We start from the raw sequence: 25,636 nt of genomic DNA, 5'->3' as shown, positions 1-25,636 counted from the left end.
TGTTTTATTCTTCCTCATTGAAATGAGTATCGAAATCTCGATGTCCTTCGAGCACATTCAAAACCTCGAAAACATCCTCAACATAGCGGAAAAAGATTACATACCCACGAAATGCGAAGCTTCGCATATCGTCTCTCAGTTCCGGCCTTAGGCGGCCCATTTGACCGGGTAGGGCCGCAAGACTTGCGCACTTGCGGCGTAGCTCTCCTGTGAATTTCAAAGCGACCTTTGGGCTGCCGCTTTGACGCGTTATAAATACAAGAATATCCAGGATGTTATCCTGAGCGGCGGCTGTATAACGAAGCCGAGGCACTCAATGGCTTTCTTTTGCCAGTTCGGCAGCCTTGGCTTCCAAAGCGGCGCCAAGCTCCTCGTCAGATATATCGCCCCCACGATCGATCGATGCTTCCAGAGTACGCCGTAACGCTGCTATTTTCGCCTCACGCTCCTCTACGAGCCGGAGACCTTCGCGCACAACTTCGCTGGCGGAGCTGTAACGCCCCTCTTCCACGGTTTTCTCAACGAATTTTTCCCAGCGTTCACCGATAGAAACATTCATATGTGTCACCTCCTGCTGCCTCGATGAACCATCGAATAACAGATAATGCGCTATGTATAGCATCAACGGTGGAGAGCGCCAATTACCGGTAGTCAAAACCCTCAATTCACCCTTCGCCTCTTTTTCGCCTCATTTCATCGGTTACAACGTGTTATGTTATTACATAATTGAAAAGCCCCGAAATGCCTTTTGATCGTGATCCCTTCGCGTCGTCCCTCATGGGGCGCTCGGCCTTGATGCGCCTGGCCTATGTAGCGGTTGGCATTGCTGTGCTTTGGGCGGCTATCGGCTGGGCGGTGGCGCTGGCATGAACGATCTGATCCGCCTCAACAATCTCACCGTTACCTATGAACGCCATCCGGCCGTTCACCACATCTCGGGCGGCTTTGCCGCCGGCGGCCTGACGGCGATTGCCGGGCCGAACGGTGCCGGCAAGTCGACCTTGCTCAAGGCGATCGTCGGAGAACTGCGTCCGGCGGAAGGCTCGATCGATCGCGGGGCGCTAACGCGCAACGATTTCGGCTATCTGCCGCAAGCGGCTGATATCGTCAGACGCTTTCCAATTTCGGTGGCCGATACTGTCATGCTCGGCGCCTGGAAGAATGGTGGCGCCTTTGGCCGGTTCTCGCGCAAGGATGCCGAGCGGGCGCAAGAGGCGCTCGGCATCGTCGGACTTTCGGGCTTCGAAAAAAGGCATATCGGCTCGCTTTCAGCGGGCCAGTTCCAGCGCGTGCTGTTCGCGCGGCTACTGCTGCAGGATGCCCGCGTGATTCTCCTGGACGAACCCTTCACCGCCATCGATCAGCGGACAACGCGCGATCTTCTCGAACTCGTGCTGCGATGGAACCGGGAGGGACGCACGGTCATCGCCGTCCTGCACGATTTCGAGCAGGTGCGAAGCTATTTTCCCGAGACACTGCTGATCGCCCGCGAACTCGTGGGATGGGGCAGGACGGAGGATGTCATGAGCCCAAGGAACCTCATCAAGGCGCGCGCCATGGCCGAGCGCTGGGACGAGGAGGCCGCGACATGCCTGCCCGAAGAAGAGCATGACGAAGGCGGCCTCGTGAAGCGGGAGCCGGCCGAATGACCGTCTACGACATCTTCCTCGCACCCTTTGCGGACTACGGCTTCATGCGGCGCGCCCTGATTGCCTGCGTCTGCCTCGGCCTTGGCTCCGGCCCGATCGGCGTCTTTCTGATGCTCCGGCGCATGAGCCTGATGGGTGATGCCATGAGCCATGCCGTCCTGCCTGGTGCCGCTATCGGCTATCTCATTGCCGGCTCTCTTTCGCTGACCGCCATGGGGCTCGGCGGTCTTATCGCCGGCCTTTCGGTGGCGCTGCTGTCCGGCCTCGTCAGCCGCGCGACTGTACTGCAGGAGGATGCGAGCTTTGCCAGCTTCTATCTGACCTCGCTGGCGCTTGGCGTTCTTATCGTGTCGTTGCGTGGCTCCAATATCGATCTGCTGCATGTGCTCTTCGGCACCATTCTCGCAATCGATGCGCCGGCTCTCTACCAGATCGGTGCGATTACGACGGTGACGCTGCTGGCTCTCGCTGTCATCTACCGGCCGCTGGTCGTGGAATGCTTCGACCCCGGTTTCCTGCGTGCCGTCGGCGGGCGGGGACCGCTCTATCACTTCCTGTTCCTGCTGCTGGTCGTGCTCAATCTCGTCGCCAGCTTCCAGGCGCTCGGTACGCTGATGGCCGTCGGGCTGATGATGCTGCCGGCCGCCGTGGCGCAGCTATGGTCGCGCAGCCTGCCTGCCATGATGATAATCGCGACGGGTACTGCGATGGCGTCGGGCTATATCGGCCTCATCGCCTCCTATCACCTCGAATTTGCCTCCGGCCCGACCATCATCATCACCGCCAGCCTGATCTACGGCTTCTCCATTCTCTTCGCGCCCTCGGGCCTTGCCCGGCGGTTCTTCCCCCGTCCCCATCTCCGGGGCTAATCCGAACAAGGAGACTCGCATGAACAAACAGAGACTGCTTCTCTCGGCGGCATCAGCAGCCTTCGTCGCCTTCGGCGTCGCCGCACCGGCTTCCGCCGAAACCCTCAATGTGGTCGCGTCCTTCACCGTGCTTGCCGACGTGGTCAAGCATGTCGGCGGCGACCATGTGAAGGTCTCGAGCCTCGTCGGCCCGAACGGCGATCCCCATGAATTCGAGCCCTCGCCGGCCGATGCCAAGACGCTGAACGCCGCCAAGGTCGTCTTCGTCAGCGGCGAAGGGCTGGAAGGCTGGATGGACCGGCTGATCAGCGCATCCGGCTACAAGGGAACGCCTGTTGTCGCCTCAGACGGCATCAACACGCGCACCATGGTCGACGACGGCAAGACGGTCACCGATCCGCATGTCTGGAACAGCCCGGTCAATGTGAAGGTCTGGGTCGCCAATATCGAGAAGGCGCTTTCTGCGGCGGATCCGGCCGATGCGGCTGACTTCAAGGCCAATGCCGAGCGCTATACCAAGGTGCTGACCGAGCTTGATGCCTATGCCCACAGCAAGTTCGACAAGATCGCCGACGATCGCCGCAAGGTGCTGACCAGCCATGATGCCTTCGGCTATTTCGGCCGCGAATACAAGGTAAGCTTCCTCTCGCCGCTCGGCGTCTCCACTGAAACGGAAGCATCGGCTGCCGACGTCGCCAAGCTGATCGAGCAGATCAAGACCGAGCATGTGAAGACCTATTTCTTCGAAAACTCGAACGATCCGCGCCTCGTCAAGCAGGTCGCCAAGGCAACCGGCGCCGAGCCTGGCGGTGAGCTCTATGTCGAATCGCTGTCAAAGGCCAACGGACCAGCTTCGACTTACGAAAAAATGTTCCGTTATAACGTTGATCAACTCGCCACAGCCATGGCGAAGTCGAGCTGATCATTCAAGGAGTATGGTCGCAGGCGTACACTGCCTGCGATCACTCACTTAAATGTTGAAATCGAAGACCATCAGGCCGGCCAGACCGCCGTCCGTGGACGAAACGATCCGCTCGCCGACGGCGACATGATCGGGATGCACCAGATAGGCATCGCGCGCCTCGACACTCTCGAAGGTGACGACAAATCCATCGGCGAAGCCACCATGCAGGCCCTCAGGCGAGACGTTCGGCCCATATTTCACGTCAACAATACCCGGAATGACCTTCTGCAAGGCCACGACGGAGTCGAAGAGCGCCGCCTTCTCGTCCTGTGGCAGGGCGGACTTGAGTCTAAGAAAAACGCAATGCAGGATCATAATGCAATCTCCCTGGAAGTCGGCGGCAGCATAGAGGGAAAGGGCAACCGGGCAAGGCATCAATTCGCGAACATTGCGTTCCGACAGCGAGGCGAATGACAACGCGTTCAGCTCGAAGCACAGCTCACGCTGACAAATGGGCTTTGGCTGTTGCAGTGATTTCGCGTGTCAATTCCGCAAGCCGGTCCGCGGCGAGACGATTTACCTGCCAATATAATGGAATGTCCAGCGGCGTGTCGGGGATCAGCTCGACCAAGCGCCCGGCCTTCAGATGCTCCCGAACAAGCTGGATGGGATTCATGCCCCATCCCATGCCCGCAAGGCTGGCATCGACGAAGCCTTGTGTCGAAGGCAGCCAGTGGCTCGGATAGGCAAAATCCTCTCCGAATGTCTGGCGTATCCAGCGGCTCTGAAGCCTGTCCTTCTGGTTGAAGGTCAGGGCCGGCGCGTTCTGGATCGCTTCCGGGGTAACACCTTTTGAAAAATGCCGGGCAATGAAAGCGGGGCTTGCCGTCGCGTGGTAGCGAAGCGCGCCGAGGGACATACGCCGGCAGCCTTGAATTGGCTTTTCCAGGCCGGTGACGGCCGCGATCACCCGCCCCCGCTGCAGCCATTCGGCCGTATGATCTTGGTCGTCGATGGCGATATTCAGCAGATAGGAAGAGCGTTTGGCAAAACCGGATATGGCTTCTACGAACCACGTCCCGAGACTATCGGCATTCGTGGCAATATGAAGTGTGACCCTTTGTTTGGGCTCGCCGGGATCGACGAGCGCCGGCAAACGTCCGAACAGCTCGTCTTCCAGCATGCCGACATTCTCCATATGGCGGCAGAGCCATTCGCCCTTTTCCGTCGCGGTGCAGGGATTGCCCCTGACGATCAGGACGATGCCCAGGCGTTCTTCAAGCTGCTTCACCCGCTGCGAGACGGCCGAAGGCGTGACGTTAAGAATGGCTGCCGCCTTTTCGAAGCTGCCGGTCTGGACGACCATGGAAACGGCACGGAGAGCGGAATAGTCGAGCATAGATTAGTTTTTCTTAATCTGGATTAGCAACATTAAGTAGCCTAAGTCTTAACATGCCGATACCGGAAATGCTCATTCGTTTTGGAGCATTTCGCTAGAGCCTTTCGTTCTTGCGCAATTCCGGACGGAAAACCGCTTCGCACTTTTCCTGGAATTGCTCTGAGCATGAATTTTTCGATCTATCTAACCGGCCTGATGATGGGGCTCAGCCTGATTGTCGCGATCGGCGCGCAAAACGCCTTCGTCCTGCGTCAGGGCCTTCGCAACGAGCATGTATTCGCCGTGTGCCTTGCATGCGCGCTCTCCGACGCAGCGCTCATCGTGCTCGGAGTGACGAGCTTCCGTCAGATCTCGGCGCTACTGCCCTGGCTCGATCCTGTCATGCGCTATGCCGGGGCAGCCTTCCTCATCTGGTATGGAGCCAGGAGCCTCTACTCCGCCTTGCGTTCGTCCGCGGTGCTGGCCGCCGGAGAGGCGAAGTCATCGAGCTTCCGGCAGACGCTCGCCATGTGCCTCGCGCTCACCTGGCTCAACCCGCATGTCTATCTCGATACTGTCGTATTGCTTGGCACGATCTCGACCCGGTTTCCGGGGAACGAGGCTTCATTTGCAGCGGGTGCCATGACGGGCTCCTTTCTGTTCTTCTTTTCGCTCGGCTTTGGCGCGAGGTGGCTGAGGCCGATCTTCGCGAAACCCGCGTCCTGGCGCATTCTGGAAACGCTCATTGCTCTTACGATGTGGATGATCGCCACCAAGCTGCTGCGCGGAGTATGATTTCTGCGGCATATTCATGGACAGTCACACGACGCTCAGCGTAGGACGATTTCAGCTTCTGCTTTTCGAGCGCTATCGCTGGTCGAAGCCTGACAGAGAAGGAAACAATCGTGACACTCTTTACCGGCCTTTCGGCCTTTCCGATTACCCCCACCGATGCTTCCGGACACGTTGATATTGTAGTGCTCGCCCGCCTGCTCGAACGCATCCAACTGGCGGGCGTTGATTCCATCGGGTTGCTCGGCAGTACCGGCGGTTACGCCTTCCTGTCACGCGACGAGCGCCGGCGGGCCGTACAGACGGCAATGACAAGCGTCGGCGGCAAGATCCCCGTCATCGTTGGGGTTGGAGCGCTGCGAACCGACGAAGCTCAGGTATTGGCGCGTGATGCCAAGACGGCTGGCGCAGATGGGCTGCTGCTGGCCCCCATGTCCTATACACCACTCACGGAGGAAGAGGTCTACCAGCACTTCATCTCAGTCGCGGATGCGGGCGATCTGCCGCTCTGCATCTACAACAATCCCGGCACGACGAAATTCACATTCAGTCATGCGCTGATTACGCGGCTAGCAAAAGTGGCGAATATCACGGCGGTTAAGATGCCGTTGCCGCCGGAGAACGATTTCAAGGGAGAGATGGCACTTCTGCGCGAGGAAACGCCAAAGGATTTCTCCATTGGCTATAGCGGCGACTGGGGAGCGGCGGCCGGACTGCTAGCCGGTGCCGACGCCTGGTACAGCGTCGTCGCCGGCCTTCTGCCCGTCGAAGCGCTGGCGCTCACAAGGGCGGCCCAAGCAGGCAACACCGCCGAAGCCGAACGGCTCGATCAGAAATTCCAGCCGCTATGGAGCCTGTTCAAAGAGTTCGGCAGCTTCCGCGTTATGTATGCGATTGCGGAAGCGCTCGATCTTTGCAGGATCGATCCACCCCGCCCAATCCTGCCTCTCTCTGCTGCCGAAAAGCTACGGGTGAGAAGCGCGCTCGATCACATCTTGATGTGATCGCTTCGAGGCCGGCGCGGCGAGTCCAGGCTCATCGCCAGCGGAACTACTTCCTCTTGAAAGGCTCCATGCCCTTGCGCGCCAGCTCGTCGGCCCGCTCGTTCTCCGGGTGTCCCGCATGGCCCTTGACCCAATGAAGCGTCACCTTGTGCCTATTATAAGCCTCGTCCAGCGCCTGCCAGAGCTCGGCATTCTTCACCGGTTTCTTGTCCGCGGTCTTCCAGCCGTTCTTCTTCCAGCCAAAAATCCACTTGGTGATGCCATCCTTGACGTAGACGCTGTCGGTATAGAGATCGACCTCGCATGGGCTCTTCAGGGCACCGAGTGCCGAGATCGCCGCCATCAGCTCCATGCGGTTGTTGGTCGTCTCCGCCTCGCCACCGGAGAGCTCCTTTTCAACCTCGCCATAGCGGAGCACCGCCCCCCAGCCGCCGGGACCGGGATTGCCCGAGCAGGCGCCATCGGTAAAAATATCGACGTGCTTCATGCCTTCAGCCCATATTCCGCGGCTGAAGCAATCTGGCGGTGGAAGCGCAGCTTGCGCAGATATTCGATCGGGTCTTTCTTCGTGACCATTGCGCCGGCCGGGGTCGTCAGCCAATCGTAAAGTCGGGTCAGGAAGAAGCGCAGGGCCGAGCCGCGGGCAAGCGTCGGCAATGCGGCGATTTCGGCAGTGCTCAGCGGCCGCACGCTCTGATAGCCCTCCAGCAGCGCCATTCCCTTGGTGATGTTGTAGGCGTGATCCTTCTCGAAGCACCAGGCGTTCAGGCAGATCGAGACATCGTAGGCGAGCTGGTCGTTGCAGGCGAAATAGAAGTCGATCAGACCAGACAGCGTATCGCCGAGGAAGAAGACATTGTCCGGGAAGAGATCGGCATGGATGACACCTTCGGGCAGGTTCTTCGGCCAATGCTTTCCAAGGAAATCGAGTTCGCTGCGGATTTCGTTCTGCAGACCGGCTTCGACTTCGTCGGCGCGTGCCTCGGATTTTTCCCACAGCGTCTGCCAGCCCTCGAGCGATAGCGCATTCGGGCGACGGATCTCGAAACCCTCGCCGGCAATATGCATGGCGGCCAGTGCCTTGCCGACTTCGCGGCAATGATGCGCTTCGGGCTTGCGCAGCCACATGCCCTCAAGAAATGAGATCAGGGCGGCAGGACGGCCGGAGAGATGGCCGAGCAACTCGCCGTCGCGGCGCGGCAGAGGCAGCGGGCACGACAGGCCACGGCTCGCCAGGTGCTGCATCAACCCCAGGAAGAACGGCAGATCGCCCTTATCGACGCGCTTCTCGTAAAGCGTCAGGATCAGCGGATCGCGGCTCGTGTGCAGCAGGAAGTTCGAATTCTCGACGCCTTCGGCAATGCCCTTGTAAGAGAGCAACTCGCCGACATCATATTCGGTCAGGAACCACTTCAAATCGTCTTCGGTAATATCAGTATAAACGGCCACGAAACAGTCCTGAACTTGAGCGCCTTGGGTCGGCTATTCGCCGTTGACGAAAGCCATGTCTGCTGTCGTCAGCTCTATACTGCGAAGCTCGCGATTGACGAGGAAATTCTCCGTTTCCTTCACAGTTTCAGCGAGTTCCACCACGGCATTATAGCGGGCGCGGAAAGCTTCGATGATCTCGTTGACGATGACTTCTGGCGCAGATGCACCAGCCGAGAGGCCAACCGTCTGGATATCGCCGATATTGTCCCAATCGATCTCCGAGGCGCGCTGGACAAGCACGGATTTCTTCGCCCCTGCCCGGAGCGCTACTTCAACGAGGCGTTTGGAATTGGAGGAATTCGGCGCGCCGACGACGATGAAAAGATCGCAGCCGGGTGCCGCCTCCTTCACCACTTCCTGGCGATTGGTTGTGGCGTAGCAGATCGAATCTGCAGCCGGTGCAGTCAGATTGGGGAAGCGCTCCTGCAGCCGCGCGATGACGCCGGCGGTATCGTCAACCGAGAGCGTCGTCTGCGTCACGAAACCGAGATTATCGGGATCGGCAGGCTCGTAGACATCGGCATCCTCGACCGTCTCGATCAATGACACGGAGCCTTCGGGCAGCTGGCCCATCGTGCCGATCACTTCCGGATGGCCGGCATGGCCGATCAGGACGACGTGGCGGCCGAGACGATTGTGGCGCATGGCCTGCTTATGCACCTTCGAGACCAGCGGACAGGTGGCATCGAGATAGAAGAGATTGCGCGCATCGGCATCGGCCGGCACGGATTTCGGTACGCCATGCGCCGAGAAGACGACGGGCTGGGCGCGATGTTCGGCCGGGATTTCATCCAGCTCCTCGACGAAGATGGCGCCCTTGGCCTCCAGCCCCTCGACGACATAGCGGTTATGGACGATCTCGTGGCGGACATAAACCGGCGCGCCATAGGCCTTTAGCGCCAGAACGACGATCTGGATAGCGCGGTCGACGCCGGCGCAGAAGCCGCGCGGCCCGCAAAGCCGGATGGTCAGGTCAGGTTTGGAAACAGCTATGTTCATGTCTCTTCCGAAATGCGCGACGATGGCTGAGCCATAGATAGGGCTGTCCTGCCGCCTGCTCCATTCAGTCCGCATGATCTTATCTAAAAACCGCTGCGCACTTTTTGGGATCATGCTCTAGCCGAATATTCCATCGAAATGAAGCTATTCTATTGCATGCCTCTATTGTCGGGGCGCGTCCGGATGGCGCTTGCGCCACCAGGATATGGCGACGATCGCTGCCAGCGCCGCTGCCAGCCCATACCAGGTCACCGCATATTGCAGGTGATTGTTCGGCAGATCGATGATGGTGACGCCGCCGATCGGCAGACCTGCCGGATTGGGCGTCTTGTCGGCGTCGATGACGAAGGACAGCACCTTGTCCTTCGGCAAGCCGACGCTGGAGGCCATGGCGTCCAGATCCTTCCAGAAGAAGATGTTCTTGCCGAGATCATTGTCCGGCATGCCGTCGGGCCGGTCGACGAGTTTTGCCCGAGCGAGGCCGATAACGGTCTGTTCGCCGGTCAATTCACCCTGTTTGCGCTTTTCGGGGTCCTTCGCCTCGGTGGGGACGAAGCCTCGATTGACGAAAATAAAGCGGCCATCGTTGAGCTGCAACGGCGTGTAGATGTGATAGCCGGGATCGCCATCGTGTGTGGCGAGGAAATGCCGCTCCTTGTCGTTGAGGTAATGACCAGTCGCCGTGACGACGCGATACTCAATGTCGCCGCCGGATGCCGCCATCGCCTCGATCGCCGCCAAAGGTATGGCGGGTGCATCCTTGCGCGCGGCGATATCGGCCAGCAGGCCTTCCTTCCACTGCAGTCGCTCCACCTGCCAGGTGCCGAGCCCGATCAGGATGACGAACGCAACGAGCAGAAGCAGTGCCTTGGCGATCTGCCACAGGGGATTGGCGCGGCGCACAGGCACTGCGGACTCAGTCACGGTGGACGCGCCCTTCGGCGGCGCTGTTGCGATATTGCAGGGCGATCAGAATGCCTTTGCACCAGCGCAGGGACAAAAGCGAAAGAATGATCGTCAGCGGGGCGAACAGCACTATGTAGACCCAGATTGGCGGCGCATAATTGATCTGCATCCACAAGACCGAACCGATGATGATGAAACCGACGATCAGGATTACGAAGACCGCAGGGCCATCACCTGCATCGGCGAAGGCGTAATCGAGATCGCAGGCGGCACAGCGCGGCTTGAGCGACAATAATCCATCGAAAAGCTTGCCCTGGCCGCAACGCGGACAACATCCCTGTATGCCGACCTTGAATGGATCGACGGGCGCAAAGAGAGCGCTATCATCATGGGATATCTTGTCCGGCGTCTTGTCTTGCTCTGAGGTCAAAGTTCTGTCTCGATCGGCTGCCATTGCGAGCGAACCTATCGATCTCGCCCCTGTCACTATCAGTAACCGCGATGTGCGCGTCCGTCCAATCGAAAAGCGCAGATACGCCGCGCCAGCAGCCCGGGAAAAGCATGCAGAAAGGATTGGATTCATGGCAACCAGCGAAGGCTCGCCTCTTGGTCAGATCATCATTCTCAATGGCGCGCCGCGATCCGGAAAAAGCAGCATCGTCGAGGCGATACAGGCTGATTTCGAGGGCGTTTGGCTCAATCTCGGCGTCGACACCTATGTGCGGCATGTCACGCCTCCACGCTACCGTCCTGGTATCGGCTTGCGTCCCGGCGGCGAGTGGCCTGATCTCGAGCCGCTGGTTGCGTGCCTTTATGCCGCACTCTATGCGTCGATCGCCGCGCATAGCCGCATGGGGCTCAACGTCATCGCCGAGTTCGGTCATCACGACAGCTATTCGCAACCGCTCGGCATTCTCCCCGACTGCGCCCGGCTTCTGGCAGGTCTGCCCGTCCTGTTCGTCGGCGTACGCTGCCCCCTTGATGTTGTGCTGCAGCGGCGGCTGGTGGAAGGACCAGAAAGACAGGGCACTTACGTTGCTGTCGGAGCGGATAAGCCCATCCCCGCGCCGGTCATTGCATGGCAGGAAGAGGTCCACCGACCGGGGATCTACGATCTGGAGATCGATACATCAGTAAAGAGCTCTAAGGCCTGTGCCGAGGAGATCCAGCAATTGCTCGCCAAGGGCCTGCCCCATCCCACTGCATTTGAAAGAATTGCCTCAATGTATTGAGGGTAAAAAACAAAAGGCGGACGCTGAGCGCCCGCCTTTTGTTTTCGAAAGATCGATACCGATCAGCCCGCCGCAAGCGGTGCGCCCCAGCTGCCCCAGATGTAGATGCAGAAGAACAGGAACAGCCAGACCACGTCGACGAAGTGCCAGTACCAGGCGGCCGCCTCGAAGCCGAAATGCTGCTTCGGCGTGAAATCACCCCGGATGGCGCGGACCAAGCAAACCAGCAGGAAGATCGTCCCGATCAGAACGTGGAAACCGTGGAAGCCGGTCGCCATGAAGAAGGTTGCGCCATAAATCGAGTTCTTGAACGCGAAGGGGGCATGCGCATATTCGTATGCCTGGACGCAGGAGAACAAGGCGCCAAGCAGAACTGTCAACGTCAGCCCCTGGATCAGCCCCTTGCGGTCGCCATGCAGCAGCGCATGGTGCGCCCAGGTAACCGTGGTGCCCGACAGAAGCAGGATGATTGTGTTGTAGATCGGCAGATGCCAGGGATCGAGGACCTCAAGGCCCTTCGGCGGGAACTGGCCGCCGAGGAAGGCCGTGCGCGATGCCTGGATCGCCTCGTTCGGGAACAGGCTGACATCGAAATAGGCCCAGAACCAGGCGACGAAGAACATCACCTCCGAGGCGATGAACATGATCATGCCGTAGCGCAGATGCAGCGAGACGACGCGGGTATGCGCGCCCTCATGCGCTTCCTTGATCGTATCGGCCCACCAAGCATACATGACGAAGAGAATCACGGCGAGGCCGATGAAGAACAGCCAAGGGTGCGCTAGGTTCAGTCCAAATAAGTGAAACGCGCTGCCGTTCAGATAGCGCATGAAGCCGACGCCCCCCAATGTGAGCACGAAGGCCCCTATGGCCGCGGTAATCGGCCACGGGCTGGGGTCGATAATGTGATAGTCGTGTTTTCTCTGATGCGCCTCGGCCATATCAGCAATCCCCGAATAACTTTTCCCATATTGCTTCCGGTCAAACCGAGAAGCACTCTCCATCAAAGCTTCTTTTCCACCGGCCGCCCTGCGGCATCGTTGGATGCCACGGGCTTTGTGCCTTCCCGTGGGTAATAGGTATAGGACAATGTCAGCGCATTGATCGTCTTGGTTTCCGGAGCCTTGGCGATCTCGGGATCGACGTAGAAAACCACTGACATCTCGCGCTTTTCGCCGGGCGCGAGATCCGTCTCGTTGAAGCAGAAGCACTGGACCTTGTTGAAATAGACCCCGGCTTCGAGCGGCGTGACGTTGAAGATCGCTTGGCCGCGCTCCATCTTGTCCGACTTGTTCTCGATCTGGAACTTGACCTCGACCGTCTCGCCGATCTTCGGGCTTACGGACTTTTGCAACGGCTTGAAATCCCATGGCAGGCCGGGCGCGACGTTGGCATCGAAGGAAACCTGGATCTGCTTGTCGAGGATGAGGTTCGACACCTGCTCGACGCGCTGCGTCGTGCCGTTATAGCCCGTCACCTGACAGAACATGCGATAGAGCGGCACGGCGGCGGCGCACATGGCGCTCATGCCGACGACGAAGCTCAGGCACATGGCAACGATCATCCCGTTGCTACGGGTGCCGTTCCTCGTGCTTTTTGTGACCTCCCCCTCCATGACGCCTCCTCAAACGTGTCCGGAACCGACCTTGATGATGGTGATCGCGTAGAACAGCACCACCAGACCGGCAAGTACGAGGCCGAGCGCGATATTGCGCCCTCGCCGCGACTTCTTCTGCGCCTCAGTCAGCTTGACGAGCTCTATCATAGCCAGCCTCCGGCACCACCCGAAATCAGCACGGCAACGAGCCGGTCGATCAGCAGCGCGGAAAAGATCGCAAAGAGATAGAAAATGGAAAAGCCGAAGAGCTTCTTTGCCGGCACCATCTTCACGTCGCCATCGGCCATGCGCCAGACGGCGATGGAACAGTGCACGAAGATCGCGCCGAGCACCGCTGCAACGACGCCATAGCCGAAGCTCGCAAAGCCTATGAAAGCCGGCACGACGCCGAAGATGGCGGTCAGCACCGCATAGACGACGATCTGATTCTTCGTTGTTGGGATGCCGGAGACATTCGGCAGCATCGGTACGCCGACGGCCTCGTAATCCCCCATCTTGAAGAGTGCCAGTGCCCAGAAATGGGCCGGCGTCCACAGGAAGATGATGAGGAAGAGCACAATGCTTTCGACCGGCACGCTGCCGGTGACGCATGCCCAGCCGATGACGGGCGGGAAAGCGCCGGCAGCACCGCCGATGACGATGTTCTGCGGCGTCGAGCGCTTCAGCCACATCGTGTAGACGACGGCATAGAAGAAAATCGTGAAGGCGAGAATGCCGGCGGAAAGCCAGTTGATCGCAAGACCAAGGATCGTCACCGAAAAGCCCGACAGCACCAGGCCGAAGGCCAGCGCCTCCGATGGATTGATACGGCCCGAAGGTATCGGCCGGCTCTTGGTGCGGGTCATGACAGCATCGATATCGGCGTCGTACCACATGTTCAGGGCGCCGGATGCGCCCGCGCCGACCGCAATGCAGAGGATGGCGATGAAACCGAGAACGGGGTTGATATGGCCGGGAGCCAATACGAGGCCGGTAAAGGCGGTGAAGACGACCAGCGACATCACGCGCGGCTTCAGAAGCTCGAAATAATCGCGCGCACCCGCTTCCGACAGGCCGGTTTCTCCTTGCTTTGCGAGCGCTTCGTGATTGTCGATGACCGTCATTCTTTGTTCCAATTATCCGTTGAACCGGACGCCGCTTATCACGGCGTCCGGAAATGAGCTACTTGATGCGCGGCAGCTCTTCCCACTGATGGTGCGGCGGCGGCGACGACAGCTGCCACTCGAGCGTGGTTGCGCCCTCACCCCAGGGATTATCGCCTGCGACGCGTTTCTTTGCGAAGGCATCTATAACGCCCCAGAAGAAGAAGCAAAGGCCAACGGCTGCGACATAGGAGCCGATGGAGGAGACGAAGTTCCAGCCGGCATAGGCATCCGGATAGTCGATGTAGCGGCGCGGCATGCCCGCACGACCCAGGAAGTGCTGCGGGAAGAACACCATGTTCACACCGACGAAGGTGATCCAGAAGTGCCAGTTGCCGATCCGTTCATTGTACATGTAGCCGGTCATCTTCGGGAACCAGTAGTACCAGGCGGCGAAGATGGCGAAGACGGCGCCAAGCGACAGAACATAGTGGAAGTGTGCCACAACGAAGTAAGTCGCATGCAGTTCGCGGTCGAGGCCGGCATTGGCGAGCTGGACGCCGGTGACGCCGCCGAGCGTGAACAGGAAGATGAAGCCGAGCGCCCAGATCATCGGCGTGCGAAACTGGATCGAACCGCCCCACATCGTCGCAATCCATGAGAAGACTTTGACGCCTGTCGGAACGGCGATGACCATTGTCGCGAAGACGAAGTAACGCTGCGTGTCGAGCGACAGGCCGGTCACATACATGTGGTGGGCCCAGACGACGAAGCCGACGGCGCCGATCGCGACCATGGCATAGGCCATGCCGAGATAGCCGAAGATCGGCTTGCGCGAGAAGGTCGAGATGATGTGGCTGATCATGCCGAAACCGGGCAGGATCAGAATGTAGACTTCCGGATGGCCGAAGAACCAGAAGAGGTGCTGGTAGAGCAGCGGGTCACCGCCGCCTTCCGGCGCAAAGAAGGTCGTGCCGAAATTGCGGTCGGTCAACAGCATGGTGATGGCGCCGGCGAGAACCGGGAGCGACAGAAGCAGCAGGAAGGCGGTGATCAGAACCGACCAGGCAAACAGCGGCATCTTGTGCAGCGTCATGCCGGGAGCGCGCATGTTCAGGATCGTGGTGATGAAGTTGATCGCACCGAGGATCGAGGAGGCACCGGCGATATGCAGCGCGAAGATAACCAGATCAATCGCCGGGCCGGGATGGCCGACCGTACCTGACAGTGGCACATACATCGTCCAGCCGCCGCCCGCGCCGTAAGCGCCTGCCGGGCCTTCGACGAACATCGAGAGGATGAGCAGCAGGAAGGCCGGAACGAGCAGCCAGAAGGAGATATTGTTGAGGCGCGGGAAAGCCATATCCGGCGCGCCGATCATGATCGGCACCATCCAGTTGGCAAAGCCGCCGATCATGGCAGGCATGACCATGAAGAAGATCATGATCAGCGCGTGGGCGGTGACGAAGACGTTGTACATCTGCTTGCCGCCATCGATGGCGGCATCGCCCGAAAAGCCGTAGACCATCGATGCCAGACCGCTGAAGATCTGGATGCCGGGCTCCTGCAATTCCATGCGGATAGCAACGGAAAGGAGGAAGCCGATCACGCCCGCAAAGATCGCGAAGATCAGATAGAGCGTGCCGATGTCTTTGTGATTCGTCGAAAATAGCCAACGATCAGCGAAAGATTGCTTGTGTGCGTGATGATCGTCGTGCGCGTGGGCGTCGTGAAGATCATGCGAGTGATCGTCGTGTGCCTTGGATCCAGCCATTGTTCCTACCCTCTTACTTCGCCGTGTTTTCCGCGACCTTGACGGTCGTCGGTTGGTCGACGGCGGCCATCAGAGCCTTGTTCGCCTTGCCGACATCGGTTGCAGCAGCGGCAAGCCACTGCTTGTACTGATCGTCGGAGACGACACGGATGGCGATCGGCATGAAGGAGTGATCCTTGCCGCAGAGCTCGGAACACTGTCCATAGTACAGGCCTTCGCGGTCGGCATTGAACCAGGTTTCGTTCAGACGGCCCGGAATGGCGTCAATCCTGACACCAAATGCAGGCAAGGCGAAGGAATGGATGACGTCGGTCGGTGCGGCGGTGATGAGAAGGCGCACGTTCTTGCCGACGGGAACGACCATTTCGTTATCGACGGCGAGCAGCCGCGGATATTTCGACTTATCGTCCTTGCCGGCGGCGGCGCGGTCCTGCTCCTTCAGCATGAAGGAGTCGAAGGCGACCGGCGTCGCGCCACTGCCCTCATATTCATAATTCCACTGCCATTGCGTCGCCGTCGCCTTGACGGTGACATCCGTCTTTTCCGGGAACGTCAGCTGATCGGTCAGAAGATTGAAGGAGGGAATAGCCAGGAAGAGAAGAATGAGGACCGGTCCGATGGTCCAGACGACTTCGATCAGCGTGTTGTGGCTCGTCTTGGACGGAACCGGGTTCTTGGACGCCCGGAACTTGACCATGACCACCACCAGCAGGACCAGAACAAGCAGCGTGATCGGAATGATAAACCAAAGCGTGTATGCCTCAAACCAGCGGATTTGATGCATGTTGCCGGTTGCCGCCTGCTGCATACCGGTTTCCCAAGGTCTCGGCTGATCGGCGTAGCTACCTGTCGCAAAAAGCAGACAGATCATAGCCGCCAGAGCCGCGTAAGCTCTCTTAATCACGATGTCTCTCCCTCCAGCGTTTGATCCCAGATCTTCCTCAAACGCAGTATCCCTACAATCCATTGCGCTTCAAACCACAGTTTGGGGTGCTCCGCAACAACTCACGACATTTGTTAGTGCGGCATTTTTGCGCGAATATCCCCCCAAGCTTGTCGCGGACATGGCAAGCATTTCATCATCATACGAAAAATTGCATCGCGGTCCATGGCGCCGCCGGGACAAAATGGAGTAGACGTCGTATTTCCGCCGTAGTCGGTTGGAATCCAGCAGCCGGGGCTTTTCATTTGCCGGCCTGGGCTTCAACAATAGCGGCACTGATTCGAATCTAGAGGTTTCCATGGGTTTTCGTTCCCTCGCCCGGCTTTTGCTCCTTACCGGCAGCGTCGCTGCCGCAGTTGCCGCACCCGCATGGGCGCAGCAGGGCCAGCAGACTCAGCCGCCGGCGCAGCAGACCCAACAGTTGCAGCCGGACCAGCCGGGCCAGCAGCAGCCGCATACGCAGCAAGTGCCAACAAGCCAGGTTCCGCAACCGCCGGGTACGGTCCGGTCCAGCCACGGCGCTTGGTCCGTCGTGTGCGACAAGCCGGCAGGTGCGGCGACCGAGCAGTGCGCGCTGATGCAGAACGTGATCGCCGAGGATCGTCCGGAAATCGGTCTGTCCGTCGTCGTGCTGAAGACGGCTGACCGCAAGTCCAAGATCCTGCGCGTACTGGCGCCGCTCGGCGTGCTGCTTCCGAACGGTCTCGGCCTCAATATCGACGGCAAGGATATCGGCCGCGCCTATTTCGTGCGCTGCTTCTCCGATGGCTGCTATGCAGAAGTCGTGCTGGAGGACCAGTTGCTGAAGACGCTGCGTAGCGGCGCCACAGCAACCTTCATCGTCTTCCAGTCGCCGGAAGAAGGCATCGGCATCCCTGTGGATTTGAAGGGCTTTGCGGACGGCTACGACGCCCTTCCCTGACCGGATGGGCTTGCTCTTGCGCGGTGCGAAGCCTACATCGGCTCTGAACGGAGCACCTGATCCATGAATACCGATCTCCTTACACTTTTTGATGCCGATGAAGCCAAGCTGCGCGGCATCGTTGCCGAAGCTCTTTCCGGCGCCGATGACGGCGAGCTCTTCGTCGAGCATGTCCAGGCGGAATCGCTGACATTCGACAATGGCCGGATGAAGGGCGGCAGCTTCAACACCGAGCAGGGCTTCGGCCTTCGCGCCGTCGCCGGCGAAGCGGTGGGCTACGCCCATGCGGGGGATCTTTCCGAGGCTGCATTGAAGCGCGCCGCCGACGCGGTGCGCGCGGTGACATCGGGCTATGCCGGCTCCTACGCGGCCGCGCCTCAGCGCACCAACAAGGTGCTCTATGGCGACGAGAACCCGATCGGCACGCCGAGTTTCGAGGAGAAGGCAAAGCTCCTGCAGCGGATCGACAGCTATCTGCGCGACAAGGACGCGAAGGTGCGTCAGGTGACGGCATCCATCGCCGCCAGCTGGCAGGTGGTCGACATTCTGCGCGCTGACGGTCATCGCGTTCGCGATGTGAGGCCGATGACGCGCGTCAATATCTCCGTGATCGTGGGTGACGGCGACCGACAGGAATCCGGCTCCTTCGGCACCGGCGGCCGGATCGGCTTCGGTGATTTCGTCTCAGCGGACAATTGGCACTACGGCGCCGACGAGGCCCTGCGTCAGGCGCTTGTCAATCTGGAGGCGATCGAGGCACCCGCCGGCACAATGGACGTCGTGCTCGGCTCCGGCTGGCCGGGCGTCATGCTGCACGAAGCCGTCGGGCATGGGCTCGAAGGCGACTTCAACCGCAAGAAGACATCGGCCTTCGCCGGCCTGATGGGCCAGATGGTGGCCGCTCCCGGCGTTACCGTCGTCGATGACGGCACGATCGAGAACCGCCGCGGCTCGATCACCGTGGACGACGAAGGCACGCCATCGGCCTACAACGTGCTGATCGAGAATGGCAAGCTGGTCGGCTACATGCAGGACCGGCAGAATGCGCGGCTGATGGGCATGAAGGCGACCGGCAACGGCCGCCGCCAGGGCTATGCCCATACGCCGATGCCGCGCATGACCAACACCTATATGCTCGGCGGCGACAAGACGCCGGAGGAAATCATCGCCTCGGTGAAGAAGGGCATCTATGCCGTTTCCTTCGGCGGTGGCCAGGTGGATATCACCTCAGGCAAGTTCGTCTTCGGCTGCACGGAAGCCTATCTCATCGAGGACGGCAAGCTCGGCGCTCCGATCAAGGGCGCGATGCTGATCGGCAACGGCCCGGATGCGATGAAGCGCGTTTCGATGATCGGCAACGACATGAAGCTCGATACCGGGATCGGCAATTGCGGCAAGGCCGGCCAATGGGTTCCGGTCGGCGTTGGTCAGCCGCATTTGCGCATGGACCAGATCACGGTGGGCGGCACCAAGACCTAATCGTTCTTGAGGCGCTTATCACGCCTCGGGACGAAAACGCCATTTGCGCTCCACCGCAGCGGTCAAATCCAGGCCGTTGCGATGCGCGAATAAAAGAATGTGGCCGAGCACATCGGCCGTTTCGTCGGCAAGTGCGGTCGCCAGTTCCGCATCGCTCATGCCCTTGCGCCGCCCACGGCCGGTGACCTTGTTCCAGATCTGGATCAGCTCGCCCATCTCCTCCTGGAGTTTCAGCACGAACCAATCGTCGTCACGCTCCATGCCGTTATCGGCGGCGTAGCGTGCCGAAGCCGTTTCGAATTGCTCCATCAGATCTTTCAGCATCGAAATCGTTCCCTTTATGTTCTAGACATCAATGAACGATTCCCGTCAAAAAGTCGAGCCGGCGGAGATCGCTCCGCCGGCTCGTGTTTATCCAATTCAAGATTACGCTCAGCCCTTGCTCGGCAGCAGCATGCAATCGAAGTCCTTACGCTTCAAAGCAGAGCAGGCGGAATTCGCATCGTCGCGGCTTGCAAAGCCGGTGAAGCGGGCGCGATAGACCGTGCTGGCACCCTTGCCGACGGCCTCGGTATAGGGCGAGGCATTGGCGAGCGCATTGCCGGCCTTGGACTTCGCTTCCGAGAGAATATCCTTGGCAGCCTGGGCGGTCGGCGTCGCCGCGATCTGCACTTGCCAGCTTCCGGATACCACCGGCTTGCTGGCGGTTGCCGGCTGCTTGTTGTCGACGAGGATCTCGTCCATCGCAGCCGGGCGATCCATCGGCACGGTGACGTTCGAGGCGGCAGCGAATGCCATCGGAACGACCTCCGCGCGTTTGCGTGGGGTGGCTGCGGTGGTCTGCGTGTCGACATCCACGGCAACGTCGTCCGATGCAGACGCCACTTCAACCTGCTTGGCCATCTTGCCACCGCCGACGCTCGCCATCAGACGCGATGTCGCGACGGGGCTTGCCTTGGGCACATAACGATCCAGCAGCGATGCCATCATCGCATCGCGGCCACGCGCGGTGGCGCCGCCCATGACGACGCCGATCACGCGGCGATTGCCCTGGCGCACGGCGCTGACTAGGTTGAAGCCGGAGGCATTGGTATAGCCGGTCTTGATACCGTCCATGCCTTCATAGCGATACATCAGATTGTTATGGCCGCGCACGTAATGGCCGCGGTAGTTAAAGCTCGTCTGCGAGAAGAGTCGGTATTCCTGGGGGTAGTTGTTGATGAGCGCGACGGCCAGCGTCGACATATCTCGCGCCGTCGTCCACTGCTGCATGTTCGGAAGGCCCGAGGCATTCAGGAAGGTGGTGCGGCGCATGCCGAGTTCACGCGCCTTCTGCGTCATCATCCGCGCAAAGCCGCTTTCGCTGCCGCCGAGCGCTTCCGCCATGGCGGTTGCGGCGTCGTTGGCGGACTTGATGATCATGCCATCGACGGCTTCGCGGACGGTCACCGTGCCGCCGGGCTTGAGGCCCAGCTTGGTGGGCGGCTTGGCAGAGGCGAAGCGCGAAACCGGTATCCGGGTATTCCAGCTCAGCTTGCCGCGGTGGATCGCTTCGAAGGTCATGTATAGTGTCATCATCTTGGTCAGCGATGCCGGATGGTTGAGGTCATCCGCATTGCTGGATGCCAGCACGTTGCCGGTCTTTGCATCCATGATGAAATAGGCGCTGCCAGCGAAGCTCGCCACGGGAGCGCTCAACAGCAAGACGGCCGCAGACAAAGCCATCAGAAGTCGTTTCATAATTGTCCCCAACCGAAAGAATGCCAACACACCGCATCAATCCCTGTACGATTTTGCGACAAAAAGCCTGATACCGGTGCGATATTGAGGCAACAGCCTCGATAGTTCTTCAATTTTGCCTTTCCTGGTAAAATAAGCATTAACGCATTGGAAATTATGACAAAGATTCAGTAAGGTTTAACGGGGATGCGCTACAGCGTTGACATTGGTCAACCGGGTCGAGCCGCATGGAACAGGGCATCAAGGTCCGCCTCAAGCGCACGATGATCTCAAGCGGACTGGAAGCCGCCGCAATCTTGAAGGGTGCGGGGCTAATGCGCGACGTTGCGGGCCTCGGCACTATCTTCACCCTTCATCACGTCCGCCCTGCCCTCCCCCGCCGTTTTGCGCCCAATGCGCATCTGGAGGTCTCGCCCGACTTTCTCGATCAGGCGATCGCACGGCTGAAACAGGACGGTTACGAGTTCATCGCATTCGACGCTCTTCCGTCACGGGCAAAAGAGGCTTCCGGCAGACCCCCCTTCATCGCCTTCACGCTCGATGACGGCAACCGGGACAATCTCGATTATGCCCTGCCGATCTTTGCGCGCCACAATGTGCCCTTCACCGTCTTCGTCGCCCAGGGGCTTTCGGAGCGGACCCATAGCATATGGTGGGAGACGCTGGCCGAGCTGCTTAGCCGGCTGGATCGGGTGACATTCGATTTCGGATCAGGAGACGAGTTTCTGCCACTCGGCAAGGACAGCCAGAGGCATGCCGCATTCGCCCGCTTCGCCGCTTTCGTCCACAGCGACGAAGAAAGCGAAGCCGTCGGCCGGATCGATGAGCTTGCCCGGCGTCATGGCCTGGAGCCGCTCGACATCGTCCGTGCATCGATCATGGATCGGAACGAATTGCGGCAGCTCGCGCGCCATCCGCTTGCTTCGCTCGGCGCCCATACGGTGAGCCATCGAGCATTGGCAAGGCTCCCCGAGGCGGAGGCGGCCGCGGAAATAGCACTCTCGGCCGATTATGTCGCCGACATTACCGGAAAGCGGCCAACCACAATCGCCTACCCCTATGGCACGAACGAGGCCGTCTCGCCGCGCGAGGGCCGGCTGGCGGCAGAGCTCGGCTTTTCCGTCGGCGTCACCACGCGCCCCGGCACGATCACGACGACAAATGGCAATGCACCGCTGCTGCTGCCGCGGCTATCGCTGAACGGCCATTACCAGAAGCCCCGCTATGCGTCGGCGCTTGCATCCGGCATCCCCATGCGGCTGATGGGGCGCCGGGAGCCGGCATAAGGTTTACGGATACATCCGCACCTTTTGCCAGGCGCCTTCGGGCACATCGCGACGAAATTCGATACGATCGTGCAGTCGGAACTGGCGGTCGTGCCAAAATTCGATCGACAGCGGCCGGATGCGGAAGCCGGACCAATAAGGCGGGCGCGGAATATCGCCGATCGCGTAACGAGCGGTATATTCGGCGACGGCCTTTTCGAGCGCGAAGCGGCCTTCCAGAGGGCGCGACTGCTTTGAGGCCCATGCCCCGATGCGGCTGCCGCGGGGTCTTGTCTTATAATATTCGTCGGCTTCCTTATCGCTCACCACTTCAACCAGGCCACGCAAACGCACCTGGCGACGCAGCGACTTCCAGTGGAAGCACATGGCGGCTTTCTTCTGGGAAAGAATTTCTTGGCCTTTCTGGCTCTCGAAATTTGTATAGAATACGAATCCGTCGCTATCGAAACCTTTCAGAAGAACCATGCGGACATTTGGCAAACCATCCTTATCCACCGTTGCCAGCGCTACCGCATTCGGATCGTTCGGTTCGGTGGTCTCCGCCTCACGCAGCCAGGACGCAAAGAGGCTGAAAGGTTCGTTCTGCTCGGTGAAGTCACCGCTTGTTAACTCGTTTTCCGACATATTAATTCAAAAGCTCCGCAATTCCTAATAACCGCCGGCCCCTCTGGCTGGCCAAGAAGTTCGGGTGGAAGTCATAGCAAAGTCGATCGTTCATACAAAGCGCAAGCTTGCAAAAGGCGTAACGATGGCTGTCGCCCTCATCTCCCTTTTCACCCTTGGCGGCTGCGTCGGCGGCGGCATGGACTACCTGAGCTCGGCCAAAGTGGATCGCAGCGTATCGACAGGCACCGTGCCGACGGCACCGGTGACAGCGGACAGCATCTCCGACGAGACCACAGTGCGCAATGCCGTCACCTCGGCGGATCTCAATAAGCTCAACGGACAGCCGATACCCTGGGCAAACACCTCGACCGGCAGCGCCGGCGTCATCGACACGATTGTCGAAAGCAATGCATCCGGCGTGGTCTGCCGCCAATTCCGCACGAGCCGGCATTCCTATCAGGGTGTTGCCAACTTCTCTGGCAGGACTTGCCTTGTCGGCCTCGGCGAATGGCAGTTGCTGAGCTTCCAGCAAGCGGGCTGATCGCCCTTCTCCTGTTTCCATCGCCTCCAAAACATTTTTGCTTCCGTACGCGTGATGTTGACATCTGCGCTCTCCGTCCGACTGCAATTTTGGCACCGCCTGTTAGCGATTGGCTAACCATGCCCCGAAATGGGGATCTGCTGCCCCTCTCCGCCGTAACGCCTGATTAGCAACTCTTCCCGCAGGATCGGCTCATCGGCGCATCACCCTTGCCTCCCATGACAGGAAGCAGGACGGCGAAGCGCTATCAATTGGTTCTTTGCTTGGGGTGCTGCGATGGGGCTGGGCACACCCACGAATGATGGCGGGAAAGATGCGGGATCCGTATAAGGTGCTGGGCGTTAGGAAGGATGCGGGGGCGGACGAAATCAAATCCGCCTGGCGCAATCTGGCAAAGACTGCTCATCCCGATCACAATCCTGGCGATCCGACGGCTTCGGAGCGATTTGCCGAAATCGGCCGTGCTTACGAGACGTTGAAGGATCCCCAGAAGCGCAGCCGTTACGATCAGATCGCGCGTATGGCCGAGGCGAAGGGCCAGAGCCAGGAACAGACGATCATACAGCAGCGGCAGGCGGCACGGGAGGCGGCCGAACGAGCCAAGGCCGCGCGTGCCAATGCCGACAAGATCATGGAAGAGCTCGCCCGGGCCAATGCCCGCAAGGCAGCAGCCTCGGCGGCATCCGGCCAACATGGTAATGCCGCCGAATCACCGGAAGATATGGTCGAGCGTATTTTCGGAGTGAAGACCGGCCAGGCGCAGCAGGCACAAGCCACGGCTGATGTCGGCGCACAACAGGCGGAAAAGCCGCGGGAACAGCCCACTACCGCAGCATCGGAAGAGCTGCAGATGGAAGAAGAACAGTTCGCAGCGGTCTCCGCTTCGGCCGGCTCGCGCTCGGCCTTCGGCATCCTAGGCTCCCTGGTGCGACGCATCACGGGCGGCAATGTGCCCGAAAAGCCACCGGAAAAAACCCCGGAGGTCGCTGCCGAAGCCACGGTGACGCTCGACGACATGCTGAAGAGCCGTTGGATCATCGTGCCGCTGCCCGATGGCCGCGAGGCGCGCTTTCAGGCAACGACGGATATCTCCAACGGTCAGGTGCTGCACCTCAAGGGCCAGGGGCTGAAACTGCAGGGCATGCTGCGCGGCGATGTCGCCGTCACTGTGCATCTGTCGACCGACGGGCGCTTCACGCTCGAGGGCAGCGATGTGCGCACCATATTGCCTGTCAGCATCGAAAATGCGGTCCTTGGCTGCGAGACAACAGTCGAGGGCTTGAACGGGCCGGTCAGGATCACGGTGCCGGCATGGTCCGGTTCGGATCAGATCATTCGCATTTCCGGTGAGGGATTGCCCAACGGCAATGGCGCAAAAGGCGATCTCATTGTCGAATTGCGGCTGATGCTCTGGGAAAAACCCGACGACAAGGTCACGGATCTCATGCGCAGCATGCGCGAAGGACTTTTCCTGTGAAATTTTGGTGACAACAGCACCCTTTGTTACGATCCCTAACAGTTGATGATCTTTACGATGCTTGAACCGGGGGTCGGCCTATGCCATAGGCAGGTTCATCTAAAGTTCAAGGGAGCATAATATGGCTCAAGCCACTGGCCTCATGGCAGGCAAACGCGGCGTCATCCTCGGCGTAGCAAACAACCGTTCGATAGCGTGGGGTATTGCCAAGGCCTGCTCGGATGCCGGAGCCGAAATCGCATTGACATGGCAGGGCGATGCCCTGAAGAAGCGCGTCGAGCCGCTCGCTCAGGAACTCGGCGCCTTCATGGCCGGCCATTGCGACGTGACCGAGCCGGCAACGATCGATGCCGTCATGGACACGCTCGAGGCGAAATGGGGCAAGATCGATTTCGTCGTGCATGCCATTGCGTTTTCCGACAAGGACGAGCTAACCGGCCGTTATCTCGATACCAGCCGTGACAATTTCACGAAGACGATGGACATCTCCGTCTATTCCTTCACGGCGGTTGCACAGCGCGCCGAGCGAATCATGAATGACGGCGGCTCCATGATCACCCTCACCTATTACGGTGCGGAGAAGGTCATGCCGCATTACAACGTCATGGGCGTCGCCAAGGCCGCTCTCGAAGCAAGCGTACGCTACCTTGCAGTCGATCTCGGCAGCCGCGGCATCCGCGTCAACGCGATCTCGGCAGGCCCGATCAAGACGCTCGCAGCGTCCGGCATCGGCGACTTCCGCTACATCCTGAAGTGGAACGAGTACAACGCGCCGTTGAAGCGGACTGTCACGATCGACGAAGTCGGCAATTCCGCCCTCTACCTGCTGTCGGATCTGTCGACGGCCGTGACCGGCGAAATCCACCACGTCGATTCCGGCTATCACACGGTCGGCATGAAGGCCGTGGACGCGCCCGACATTTCCGTCGCGAAGGACTGACCAA

The 25,636-nt window shown here is 59.8% G+C and carries 31 protein-coding genes; 13 read left to right on the top strand and 18 right to left on the bottom strand.

What is annotated here, in order from left to right; all coding sequences use genetic code 11:
- Positions 1-4: 4 nt before the first annotated feature.
- Positions 5-313, bottom strand: coding sequence for a type II toxin-antitoxin system RelE/ParE family toxin (locus ACK83U_RS02800; protein WP_112605897.1), 309 nt, complete (start codon positions 311-313; stop codon positions 5-7).
- The gene (locus ACK83U_RS02795) at positions 314-559 is read right to left on the bottom strand and encodes a type II toxin-antitoxin system ParD family antitoxin (protein WP_112605900.1); all 246 of its coding nucleotides are present in this window, start codon (positions 557-559) and stop codon (positions 314-316) included.
- A 182-nt stretch (positions 560-741) separates the two neighbouring features.
- Between ACK83U_RS02795 and ACK83U_RS02790 the strand changes: the two genes are divergently transcribed.
- From ACK83U_RS02790 to ACK83U_RS02775, 4 genes are read left to right on the top strand one after another with little or no spacing between them, the layout of a single operon-like run.
- On the top strand, positions 742-870 hold the full coding sequence (locus tag ACK83U_RS02790; RefSeq protein WP_280949796.1) for a hypothetical protein: 129 nt from the start codon (positions 742-744) through the stop codon (positions 868-870).
- The gene (locus ACK83U_RS02785; protein ID WP_112605903.1) at positions 867-1,649 is read left to right on the top strand and encodes a metal ABC transporter ATP-binding protein; all 783 of its coding nucleotides are present in this window, start codon (positions 867-869) and stop codon (positions 1,647-1,649) included. Before ACK83U_RS02790 ends, ACK83U_RS02785 begins: the two co-directional genes overlap by 4 nt.
- Complete coding sequence (locus ACK83U_RS02780) at positions 1,646-2,518, top strand: metal ABC transporter permease (RefSeq protein WP_112605906.1); 873 nt, start codon at positions 1,646-1,648, stop codon at positions 2,516-2,518. The genes ACK83U_RS02785 and ACK83U_RS02780 overlap by 4 nt, the downstream gene beginning before the upstream one ends.
- Positions 2,519-2,537: 19 nt before the next feature.
- Positions 2,538-3,440 (top strand): metal ABC transporter solute-binding protein, Zn/Mn family, encoded by a 903-nt coding sequence (locus ACK83U_RS02775; protein WP_112335506.1) that lies wholly within the window; start codon positions 2,538-2,540, stop codon positions 3,438-3,440.
- A 48-nt stretch (positions 3,441-3,488) separates the two neighbouring features.
- On the opposite strand, the gene ACK83U_RS02770 is transcribed toward ACK83U_RS02775, so the two are convergent.
- Together ACK83U_RS02770 and ACK83U_RS02765 are read right to left on the bottom strand one after the other, a co-directional pair.
- Entirely contained in the window at positions 3,489-3,797 is a 309-nt protein-coding gene (locus ACK83U_RS02770) for a Dabb family protein (protein ID WP_112335715.1), read from the bottom strand.
- Positions 3,798-3,921: 124 nt separating this feature from the next.
- Positions 3,922-4,821, bottom strand: coding sequence for a LysR family transcriptional regulator ArgP (locus ACK83U_RS02765; RefSeq protein WP_112605909.1), 900 nt, complete (start codon positions 4,819-4,821; stop codon positions 3,922-3,924).
- Positions 4,822-4,986: 165 nt separating this feature from the next.
- Here ACK83U_RS02765 and ACK83U_RS02760 point away from each other — a divergent pair, with 165 nt between their 5' ends.
- Complete coding sequence (locus ACK83U_RS02760; protein ID WP_112605912.1) at positions 4,987-5,595, top strand: LysE/ArgO family amino acid transporter; 609 nt, start codon at positions 4,987-4,989, stop codon at positions 5,593-5,595.
- 110 nt (positions 5,596-5,705) lie between these two features.
- Complete coding sequence (locus ACK83U_RS02755; RefSeq protein ID WP_112605915.1) at positions 5,706-6,596, top strand: dihydrodipicolinate synthase family protein; 891 nt, start codon at positions 5,706-5,708, stop codon at positions 6,594-6,596.
- Between the two features lie 46 nt (positions 6,597-6,642).
- Here ACK83U_RS02755 and rnhA read toward each other — a convergent pair whose 3' ends face one another.
- The 5 genes from rnhA to ACK83U_RS02730 all read right to left on the bottom strand — a co-directional run bounded on the left by rnhA (position 6,643) and on the right by ACK83U_RS02730 (position 10,422).
- Positions 6,643-7,083, bottom strand: coding sequence for a ribonuclease HI (rnhA, locus tag ACK83U_RS02750; RefSeq protein ID WP_095434161.1), 441 nt, complete (start codon positions 7,081-7,083; stop codon positions 6,643-6,645).
- Positions 7,080-8,045: a homoserine kinase gene (locus ACK83U_RS02745; protein WP_112605917.1), complete on the bottom strand. Its 966-nt coding sequence runs from the start codon at positions 8,043-8,045 to the stop codon at positions 7,080-7,082. The genes rnhA and ACK83U_RS02745 overlap by 4 nt, the downstream gene beginning before the upstream one ends.
- Positions 8,046-8,078: 33 nt before the next feature.
- Positions 8,079-9,086 carry a 4-hydroxy-3-methylbut-2-enyl diphosphate reductase gene (ispH, locus tag ACK83U_RS02740; protein ID WP_112605920.1) on the bottom strand — a complete coding sequence of 336 codons (1,008 nt, stop codon included), beginning with the start codon at positions 9,084-9,086 and terminating at the stop codon, positions 8,079-8,081.
- Positions 9,087-9,248: 162 nt separating this feature from the next.
- Positions 9,249-10,010: an SURF1 family protein gene (locus ACK83U_RS02735; protein WP_412474782.1), complete on the bottom strand. Its 762-nt coding sequence runs from the start codon at positions 10,008-10,010 to the stop codon at positions 9,249-9,251.
- Complete coding sequence (locus tag ACK83U_RS02730) at positions 10,003-10,422, bottom strand: DUF983 domain-containing protein (RefSeq protein ID WP_112606087.1); 420 nt, start codon at positions 10,420-10,422, stop codon at positions 10,003-10,005. Before ACK83U_RS02730 ends, ACK83U_RS02735 begins: the two co-directional genes overlap by 8 nt.
- Before the next feature lie 151 nt (positions 10,423-10,573).
- Here ACK83U_RS02730 and ACK83U_RS02725 point away from each other — a divergent pair, with 151 nt between their 5' ends.
- Positions 10,574-11,224: a phosphotransferase-like protein gene (locus ACK83U_RS02725; RefSeq protein ID WP_112605926.1), complete on the top strand. Its 651-nt coding sequence runs from the start codon at positions 10,574-10,576 to the stop codon at positions 11,222-11,224.
- 62 nt (positions 11,225-11,286) lie between these two features.
- On the opposite strand, the gene ACK83U_RS02720 is transcribed toward ACK83U_RS02725, so the two are convergent.
- The 6 genes from ACK83U_RS02720 to coxB form a co-directional block, all read right to left on the bottom strand.
- On the bottom strand, positions 11,287-12,165 hold the full coding sequence (locus ACK83U_RS02720) for a cytochrome c oxidase subunit 3 (RefSeq protein ID WP_112605930.1): 879 nt from the start codon (positions 12,163-12,165) through the stop codon (positions 11,287-11,289).
- 62 nt (positions 12,166-12,227) lie between these two features.
- Positions 12,228-12,839 carry a cytochrome c oxidase assembly protein gene (locus ACK83U_RS02715; protein ID WP_112605934.1) on the bottom strand — a complete coding sequence of 204 codons (612 nt, stop codon included), beginning with the start codon at positions 12,837-12,839 and terminating at the stop codon, positions 12,228-12,230.
- 9 nt (positions 12,840-12,848) lie between these two features.
- Positions 12,849-12,989, bottom strand: a complete 141-nt coding sequence (locus ACK83U_RS02710; RefSeq protein ID WP_015339051.1) for a hypothetical protein — start codon at positions 12,987-12,989, stop codon at positions 12,849-12,851.
- Positions 12,986-13,945, bottom strand: coding sequence for a heme o synthase (locus tag ACK83U_RS02705; RefSeq protein ID WP_112605937.1), 960 nt, complete (start codon positions 13,943-13,945; stop codon positions 12,986-12,988). The genes ACK83U_RS02710 and ACK83U_RS02705 overlap by 4 nt, the downstream gene beginning before the upstream one ends.
- A 58-nt stretch (positions 13,946-14,003) precedes the next feature.
- Positions 14,004-15,698, bottom strand: coding sequence for a cytochrome c oxidase subunit I (gene ctaD / locus ACK83U_RS02700; RefSeq protein ID WP_112397979.1), 1,695 nt, complete (start codon positions 15,696-15,698; stop codon positions 14,004-14,006).
- 13 nt (positions 15,699-15,711) lie between these two features.
- A complete protein-coding gene (gene coxB, locus ACK83U_RS02695; RefSeq protein ID WP_112397980.1) occupies positions 15,712-16,602 on the bottom strand; it encodes a cytochrome c oxidase subunit II in 891 nt (296 codons plus the stop codon).
- Positions 16,603-16,939: 337 nt separating this feature from the next.
- On the opposite strand from coxB, the gene ACK83U_RS02690 reads away from it, so the two are divergent.
- Both ACK83U_RS02690 and tldD read left to right on the top strand, forming a co-directional pair.
- The gene (locus ACK83U_RS02690) at positions 16,940-17,563 is read left to right on the top strand and encodes an invasion associated locus B family protein (RefSeq protein WP_112335711.1); all 624 of its coding nucleotides are present in this window, start codon (positions 16,940-16,942) and stop codon (positions 17,561-17,563) included.
- Between the two features lie 63 nt (positions 17,564-17,626).
- A complete protein-coding gene (gene tldD / locus ACK83U_RS02685; RefSeq protein ID WP_112605940.1) occupies positions 17,627-19,042 on the top strand; it encodes a metalloprotease TldD in 1,416 nt (471 codons plus the stop codon).
- Positions 19,043-19,060: 18 nt separating this feature from the next.
- Here the strand turns inward: tldD and ACK83U_RS02680 are convergent, their stop codons facing one another.
- Positions 19,061-19,366, bottom strand: a complete 306-nt coding sequence (locus ACK83U_RS02680; RefSeq protein WP_112605943.1) for a pyrophosphatase — start codon at positions 19,364-19,366, stop codon at positions 19,061-19,063.
- A 108-nt stretch (positions 19,367-19,474) separates the two neighbouring features.
- Entirely contained in the window at positions 19,475-20,782 is a 1,308-nt protein-coding gene (locus tag ACK83U_RS02675) for a D-alanyl-D-alanine carboxypeptidase family protein (RefSeq protein ID WP_112605946.1), read from the bottom strand.
- A 227-nt stretch (positions 20,783-21,009) separates the two neighbouring features.
- On the opposite strand from ACK83U_RS02675, the gene ACK83U_RS02670 reads away from it, so the two are divergent.
- Entirely contained in the window at positions 21,010-22,068 is a 1,059-nt protein-coding gene (locus tag ACK83U_RS02670; protein ID WP_112605949.1) for a polysaccharide deacetylase family protein, read from the top strand.
- Between the two features lie 3 nt (positions 22,069-22,071).
- Here the strand turns inward: ACK83U_RS02670 and pdxH are convergent, their stop codons facing one another.
- The gene (gene pdxH, locus ACK83U_RS02665) at positions 22,072-22,692 is read right to left on the bottom strand and encodes a pyridoxamine 5'-phosphate oxidase (RefSeq protein WP_112605952.1); all 621 of its coding nucleotides are present in this window, start codon (positions 22,690-22,692) and stop codon (positions 22,072-22,074) included.
- A gap of 64 nt (positions 22,693-22,756) precedes the next feature.
- Between pdxH and ACK83U_RS02660 the strand changes: the two genes are divergently transcribed.
- From ACK83U_RS02660 to fabI, 3 genes are all read left to right on the top strand, one after another.
- Positions 22,757-23,215, top strand: a complete 459-nt coding sequence (locus ACK83U_RS02660; RefSeq protein WP_015339041.1) for an RT0821/Lpp0805 family surface protein — start codon at positions 22,757-22,759, stop codon at positions 23,213-23,215.
- A gap of 313 nt (positions 23,216-23,528) precedes the next feature.
- Positions 23,529-24,692, top strand: coding sequence for a DnaJ domain-containing protein (locus ACK83U_RS02655; protein WP_112606090.1), 1,164 nt, complete (start codon positions 23,529-23,531; stop codon positions 24,690-24,692).
- 121 nt (positions 24,693-24,813) lie between these two features.
- The gene (fabI, locus tag ACK83U_RS02650) at positions 24,814-25,632 is read left to right on the top strand and encodes an enoyl-ACP reductase FabI (protein ID WP_015339039.1); all 819 of its coding nucleotides are present in this window, start codon (positions 24,814-24,816) and stop codon (positions 25,630-25,632) included.
- Positions 25,633-25,636 lie beyond the last annotated feature (4 nt).

The sequence above is a fragment of the Rhizobium sp. WW22 genome, from assembly GCF_047041135.1.
Taxonomy (GTDB): domain Bacteria; phylum Pseudomonadota; class Alphaproteobacteria; order Rhizobiales; family Rhizobiaceae; genus Rhizobium.
Note: the sequence above shows the minus strand (reverse complement) of the source record. Positions and strands in the feature narration are given on the sequence as shown.